The organism is Selenomonas sp., assembly GCF_052169755.1.
GTDB lineage: Bacteria > Bacillota > Negativicutes > Selenomonadales > Selenomonadaceae > Selenomonas.
Map to the genome: position 1 here is coordinate 39,994 of NZ_JBQNBV010000002.1, position 6,729 is coordinate 46,722.

The following is a 6,729-nucleotide window of genomic DNA, read 5'->3' on the forward strand; positions in this document are numbered from 1 at the left end:
TGCAAATTTGCACGGGCTTCCCTTGGCTTTTTGCACCCTTTGCCTTATTTTAACCCATTCGGCGCGGCGGTGCAAATCATTTCAGCGCGATAAGCTCGTAGTCGCGCGTGCCGAGCCCGATCTTCTCGCCATGCACGAGCGTTTCTTCCCAACAGACGTTGGGATTTGAGTCGAGGAAATGATTGTGATGGTGCTGCCAATCGGGCTTGGCGAGGTGATCGCCGAGCTTGCTGTTGCGGATCGGCTGCGCCTTGAGCGCCATGTCGACGCACGCCTGATCGAGCGCGATAGGATCAAACGAAGCGAACATGCCGATGTCGGGCAGAATCGGCGCGTCGTTCTCGCCATGACAGTCGCAGTGCGGCGAGATGTCACGCGCAATGCTGATGTGGAAGCACGGACGATCCTGACAGACCGCCTGCGCGTACTCCGCCATGCGGCGGTCGAGGATGTCAGCGGCGTCCCAGACCTCGTTGTAGAGCGCGTTGAAGGTACACGAGCCGATGCAGCGGCCGCAGCCCTTGCAAAGCTCCTTGTCGACGACCGCCTTATTCCCTACATAAGAAATCGCATTCGAGCCGCATTCCTTCGCGCAGCGGCGACAGCCGCGGCAGCGCTCCTCGTGTACGCCGACCTTGCCCGACGAATGCTGTTCCATCTTGCCCGCGCGGCTGCCGCAGCCCATGCCGATGTTCTTGATCGCGCCGCCGAAGCCCGTCTGCTCATGCCCTTTGAAGTGCGTGAGACTGATGAAGACGTCGGCGTCCATGACAGCGCGGCCGATCTTCGCCGTTTTCAATACGATGGCGTTCTTGATCGGCACTTCCAACTCGTCCGTGCCGCGCAGCCCGTCGCCAATGATGATCTGACAGCCCGTCGTCGTCGGATTGAAGCCGTTGATATTCGCGCAGTCGAGATGCTCGGGCGCATGGCGGCGGCTGCCCGGATAGAGCGTGTTACAGTCCGTCAAAAACGGGATGCCCTTTTCCTCTTTCACGAGATCGGCGACAGCCTTCGCGTACTGCGGACGCAAAAACGCAAGATTCCCCATCTCGCCGAAGTGCATCTTGATCGCGACGAAGCGGCCCTCAAGCTCGATCGTTTTGAGGCCCGCTGCAAGACACAGCCGCTGCAGCTTCTTCGTCAAACTCGTGCCAACTTCCGTACGAAAGTCGGTGAAATAAACTTTTGCTTTCTCTGCCATTATATGTACCTCTTTTCATGCTCTTGGCATATTTCCCATGCAGAAGAAGCTCCTGCCTGTCTATCATACCATAGTCCACATGAGAAGTATATGAAATCTGCGATTCTCATGCGCTTTGCCTTGACCTTGAGAACTTTACTCCGTAGAATAGTGCTATGGAATTTATTGGAGAAGAATTTGTGTGCCGACCCGCAGAAGGTCGATGGCTGGAACCTTTTATGGAACTTTGGTTCTAAATCTTATCATTTTAAGGAGGCGTTTATTTTGACAGCAAAAAGAACGATGCAGGGATTGATGGGTGCGCTCATGGCGCTCATGCTCTTGTCGGGCTGCGGCCTGCAGGCGGATGATGCTTCGCATTCGGTCGAAGCGAAAGCGGAGCAGACGGCGGATATGGAGGGCGTCGAAGGGACAGCGCCGGCATTTAAGGCGACCGCATTTGACGGCTCAGATGTCGCGATCAATGCTGCTATGGACAAGAAGCTCTATGTCATCAATTTCTGGGCTACATGGTGCCCGCCGTGCCGCGCCGAGATGCCCGAACTCAACGAGTTCGCCAAGAAGCATGACGGCGAAGTCACATTCTATGCGATCAATCTCCAAGAGCCGAAGGATACGGTTGACAAGTTCCTCAAGGACAACGGCTACACGATGCCTGTGCTCCTCGACCTCAACGGAGAAGCGGCGGACATCTATCGCGTCCGCGCCATCCCGACGACGTATGTCATCGACCGTGACGGCACGATTCTGCTGAAGAAGATCGGCGGCACGACGGCGGCGGAGCTGGAAACGGCGCTCTTGCGCGCGGCGAAGTAGGGGGGATTCTTTGGAAGCGATTTCTTTCGGCGCAGCGTTCCTCGCCGGCGCCGTTTCCTTCGTTTCGCCGTGCGTGCTGCCGATGCTGCCGACATTCCTGCTGATCCTCGCAGGCTCCAGCGGCACGGCGGCGGATGGCGCCGCCCCCGCTTCATCGGCAAAAAGCGCGGGCCGTATGCTCTTTCGCAACGTCTTTTTCTTTCTCTTGGGCTTTGCTGTCGTCTTTCTCGCGCTCGGCGCGACGGCGACCGTACTCGGGCAATTTCTCGCCCGACACCTCGCCCTCGTAGAAAAAGCCGGCGCTTTGCTGCTCGCGCTCTTGGGACTGTTCCTCTCGGGGCTTATCAGTCCGCGCTTTCTCTACCGCGAGTGGCGTCCCTTTCTGCACCGCTCGTCCGAAGGGGCTGTCGGCTCCTTTCTCCTAGGCATGTCGTTCACCGTCGGCTGGACGCCTTGCACGGGACCGATTCTCGCGGCGATCTTCATCTACGCAGGGAGCCGCACGACCGTCGTCGAAGGGCTTTGGCTGCTCGGCTTCTATGTGCTTGGCTTCGCCCTGCCTTTCCTCGTGCTCGCGCTTCTCTGGCATCGTCTTGAAAAGCGTGTGCGCACCCTCTACCGCTTCCTGCCTGCGGTACAAAAAGCGGCGGGGATTTGTCTCGTCGCACTCGGCGTCATGATGTGGTTCGGCTGGACGCTGCGCCTTATGGGCTGGCTCTCCGCTTTCGTACCATTCTCTTTGTAAGAATCGTCGAGGGTATCCGTGCTTCCTATCGCGCGTCCATGCTTTTCCATGAAAAAAATTTGACGCTGCCGCAAGCGGCGTCGGAAAGGAGTGTCCCATGCAGATATCCAGCCGATTCACCATTGCCGTCCACATGCTTGCGGCACTCGCTCTCTTCGAGGATGATCGCCGCGTCACGAGCGACTTCCTCGCAGGCAGCATACAAGTCAACCCTGTCGTCGTCCGCCGCCTGCTCCTCATGCTCAAGGGGGCAGAGCTTGTCAGCGTGGCGCGCGGCAGAAACGGCTCGCGTCTCGCGCGAAACCCGTCGGAGATCACACTCTACGATGTTTACCGCGCGACGGCGCTCTTAGAGGACGGCAAGCTCTTTCACTTCCACGAGCGACCGAATCCCGCCTGCCCCGCCGGGCGCACGATTCATGCCGCCTTGGACGGCAGGCTCTTCGACGTGCAGCAGGCGATGGAAGAAAAGCTCCGTGAGATACGTTTGTCCGATATCGTCACAGATATGAAAGCGGCTATGAAAAAGGCGCAGCCCTAGTGCTGTGCCTTTTTCGCTTGAGATAAGGAGGAACATCTTTATGCGTATGTATGATCTCATCACGAAGAAAAAACGCGGCGAGCCGCTTGCCGCAGAAGAAATACGCGCCATGATCGAGGGCTTCACGACGGGCAGGATTCCCGACTATCAGATGGCAGCGATGCTCATGGCGATCTGCTTTCGCTCCATGACGGAAGAAGAGATGCGTGCGCTTACGCTCGCTATGGCGGCTTCGGGCGACGAAGTCGATCTTTCCGCATTCGGCGCATCCACCGTGGACAAGCACTCGACAGGCGGCGTAGGCGACAAGACGACGCTCATCGTCTGCCCCATCGTCGCGGCGGCAGGCGGGCGCATCGCCAAGATGAGCGGGCGCGGTCTCGGTCACACAGGCGGCACCGTCGATAAGCTCGAAGCCATTCCGGGCTTTCAGACGACGCTCTCGCGCGAAGACTTTTTCGCCGTCATAGAAAAGACGGGGCTTTCTCTCATCGGTCAATCCGGCGAGCTTGCGCCCGCTGACAAGAAGCTCTACGCGCTGCGCGACGTCACGGCGACCGTCGATTCCATCCCGCTCATCGCCGCATCCATCATGAGCAAAAAGCTCGCGGCAGGCAGTGCGGCGATCCTGCTCGACGTCAAGACGGGCAGCGGCGCCTTCATGAAAACGCTGGATGACGCATTGGCGCTCGCCCGCGCTATGGTCGCCATCGGCGAGAGCGCGGGCAGGAAAACCGCCGCCGTCATCACCGATATGGATGCGCCGCTCGGCTTCGCCGTCGGCAACGCGCTCGAAGTCGCCGAAGCCGTGGACGTGCTGCAGGGCAGAGGCCCCGCCGACCTTAGGGAAGTCAGCCTCGCGCTCGCCGCCGACATGCTGCGCCTCATTGGGCGCGGCGACTTCGCAAAGTGCCAAAGGCTCGCGGCAAATGCCGTCGCAGACGGCAGCGCCTTTCGCGCCTTCGCCGCTATGGTCGAGGCGCAGGGCGGCGATGCAGCGTGCCTCACCGATCCATTGCGGCTGCCGCAGGCGGACTTCCGGCGCGAAATCCTCGCCGAAAGAGACGGCTATATCACGCGCATGGACGCCGAAAGAATCGGTCAAGCCGCCTGTATGCTCGGCGCGGGCCGCGAGACAAAGGACAGCGACATCGACCATGCGGCGGGCATCCGCCTCATGAAAAAAACGGGCGACGCCATAAAAGCACACGAACCGCTCGCCCTGCTCTACACGAACGACGAAAGCCGCCTCGCACCCGCAGCCGCCTGCTATAGACGCGCCGTTGCGATCAGCGCAAAGCCGCCCGAAAAGCGTCCGCTGATCTTCGCGCGCGTCACGAAGGACAGCTTCCAAAGCGCCGAAAAGCCGCACGAGCCGACGGCGAAAGAAGCGTTGAGCGCCGCCCTCTTCGAAGAAGTCGCCGCCGCCATGTCGCACCGTACCCAAGAAGGAGGCAGCACAGATGGACGATAAGGCGCTCATCGAGCTTGCCAAACAGGCACGCGCCCACGCCTATGCCCCCTACTCCGGCTTCGCCGTCGGTGCGGCGGCACTCTCTGCCGACGGGCGCGTCTTCTTGGGCTGCAACATCGAAAACGCATCCTACGGTCTGACAAACTGCGCCGAGCGCACCGCCATCTTCAGCGCCATCGCGGCGGGGGCGAAAGAGCTTGTGGCTCTCGCCGTCGTCGCAGACGGCGAGCAGCCCTGTTCGCCGTGCGGCGCTTGCCGCCAAGTCGTCGCCGAATTCGCCGTCAAGCGCATCATCCTCGCCAACCTCGCAGGAAAAAGCCGCGTCGTGACCGCTGAAGAGCTTCTGCCCTACGCCTTTTCCCTCGACAACAACAAAACATAGAAACACCGTGCCCATGCGTCTGCCCTGTCTCCTTACACGGCTAAAAGTATGCCGTCGGCGGTCGATTCTCCGCTTTTCAACAGTTTCCTAGAAAATTTATAGGAAACTGTTGACTTTTTGACCTTTTATCTTTATAATGAGAACCAGTAAAGGGAAGCGACCATCCTACAAAGGAGATGAAGATCATGCATGAAGCAGGACATACCTTTTTGGCGCGAATGGGAAAGACGAAGCTGCGCCCGGGCGGCATCGACGCGACGAACTGGCTCTTGGAAAAGGCGAAGATTCAGCCCGCCTCCAAGGTTCTTGAAGTCGCGTGCAACATGGGCACGACGATGCTCCTCGTCGCCAAGCGATACGGCTGCAAGGTCACAGGCATAGATTTGGATGAAGCGGCGCTCGAAAAGGCGCGTGAAAACATCCGTGCAAACGGCTTCGAAAAACAGCTCTCGGTCGTCTGCGGCAGCGCTTTCGATCTGCCCTTTGAAGATGCGAGTTTCGACGTCGTCATCAATGAGGCGATGCTCACGATGCTCATCGGCGAGGACAAAGATCGTGCCCTCAAGGAATATTCGCGCATCCTAAAGCCCGGCGGCGTGCTTTTGACGCATGACGTCGTATTCCGCGAAGAGAACCCGCAGGTGCAGCACGAACTTATCGCCGGACTCTCCAAAGCGATCAACGTCCATGTCGAACCGCTGACACTTGCAGGCTGGAAGGAAAAGATCGAAAAGCACGCCTTCCGTACAGAGCAAAAGTACGGCGCAATGACGCTTCTCGATCCGCCCGGCATCCTGCATGACGAAGGAGCGAAGGGCGCTTTGAAGATCATGACGAACGCCATGAAGAAGGAGAACCGCGATATGTTCACGACGATGTTCGACTTCTTCCACGACCACGCCGCCCAGCTCGGCTATGTGGCAAACATCAGCACACGACTGTAACCGCCGCGGGATAAAAAATGGGGCTGCTGCACAAAACGAATGTGCAGCAGCCCCATCTTTCTTTGGCAAGATGCGCTTTTTCAATAATTCTTCTTGAGCTGTTCGAAATACGCCTGCGGATGATTGCAAACGGGACAGACCTGGGGCGCCTGCGGCGATTCACAGACATAGCCGCAGTTGCGGCACTGCCAGATGATCTTCTCGTCCTTCTTAAACACCTTCTCATCCTTGATATTTGCAAGCAAAATGCGATAGCGCTCCTCGTGCTCGCTCTCGATCTTCGCCACAGCCTCGAAGAGACGCGCAATCTTCGTGAAGCCCTCTTCCTTCGCGACCTTGGCAAACTCGGGATACATCGAGGTCCATTCCTCGTGCTCGCCGTCTGCGGCTGCCTCAAGATTCTCCGCCGTCGTGCCGACGCCCGCGACGAGCTTGAACCAGATCTTTGCGTGCTCCTTCTCGTTGCCCGCCGTCTCGGCAAAGAGCGCCGAAATCTGCTCGAAGCCGTCCTTCTTCGCGCGTGACGCATAGTAGCCGTACTTCGTATACGCCTGCGACTCCCCGGCAAATGCCGCCCAAAGATTCTTCTCCGTCTGTGACCCTTTCAGTTCCATAGCAAATCC

At 58.7% G+C, this 6,729-nt stretch carries 8 protein-coding genes; 6 read left to right on the forward strand and 2 right to left on the reverse strand.

Annotation, left to right across the window (positions count from 1 at the left end; genetic code table 11):
- Positions 1-76 precede the first annotated feature (76 nt).
- The gene (locus ACTTKG_RS00370; RefSeq protein WP_442672276.1) at positions 77-1,204 is read right to left on the reverse strand and encodes a DUF362 domain-containing protein; all 1,128 of its coding nucleotides are present in this window, start codon (positions 1,202-1,204) and stop codon (positions 77-79) included.
- Positions 1,205-1,468: 264 nt separating this feature from the next.
- On the opposite strand from ACTTKG_RS00370, the gene ACTTKG_RS00375 reads away from it, so the two are divergent.
- From ACTTKG_RS00375 to ACTTKG_RS00400, 6 genes are all read left to right on the forward strand, one after another.
- Entirely contained in the window at positions 1,469-2,020 is a 552-nt protein-coding gene (locus tag ACTTKG_RS00375; RefSeq protein ID WP_442672277.1) for a TlpA family protein disulfide reductase, read from the forward strand.
- A 10-nt stretch (positions 2,021-2,030) separates the two neighbouring features.
- Positions 2,031-2,765, forward strand: coding sequence for a cytochrome c biogenesis CcdA family protein (locus ACTTKG_RS00380; RefSeq protein ID WP_442672278.1), 735 nt, complete (start codon positions 2,031-2,033; stop codon positions 2,763-2,765).
- 97 nt (positions 2,766-2,862) lie between these two features.
- Positions 2,863-3,306 carry an Rrf2 family transcriptional regulator gene (locus ACTTKG_RS00385; RefSeq protein ID WP_442672279.1) on the forward strand — a complete coding sequence of 148 codons (444 nt, stop codon included), beginning with the start codon at positions 2,863-2,865 and terminating at the stop codon, positions 3,304-3,306.
- Between the two features lie 40 nt (positions 3,307-3,346).
- Positions 3,347-4,780 (forward strand): thymidine phosphorylase, encoded by a 1,434-nt coding sequence (locus ACTTKG_RS00390; protein WP_442672280.1) that lies wholly within the window; start codon positions 3,347-3,349, stop codon positions 4,778-4,780.
- A complete protein-coding gene (locus tag ACTTKG_RS00395) occupies positions 4,770-5,162 on the forward strand; it encodes a cytidine deaminase (protein WP_442672281.1) in 393 nt (130 codons plus the stop codon). Before ACTTKG_RS00390 ends, ACTTKG_RS00395 begins: the two co-directional genes overlap by 11 nt.
- Positions 5,163-5,347: 185 nt before the next feature.
- A complete protein-coding gene (locus tag ACTTKG_RS00400) occupies positions 5,348-6,106 on the forward strand; it encodes a class I SAM-dependent methyltransferase (RefSeq protein WP_442672282.1) in 759 nt (252 codons plus the stop codon).
- A gap of 80 nt (positions 6,107-6,186) precedes the next feature.
- Here ACTTKG_RS00400 and rbr read toward each other — a convergent pair whose 3' ends face one another.
- Positions 6,187-6,720 carry a rubrerythrin gene (gene rbr / locus ACTTKG_RS00405; RefSeq protein WP_442672283.1) on the reverse strand — a complete coding sequence of 178 codons (534 nt, stop codon included), beginning with the start codon at positions 6,718-6,720 and terminating at the stop codon, positions 6,187-6,189.
- Positions 6,721-6,729: the final 9 nt, after the last annotated feature.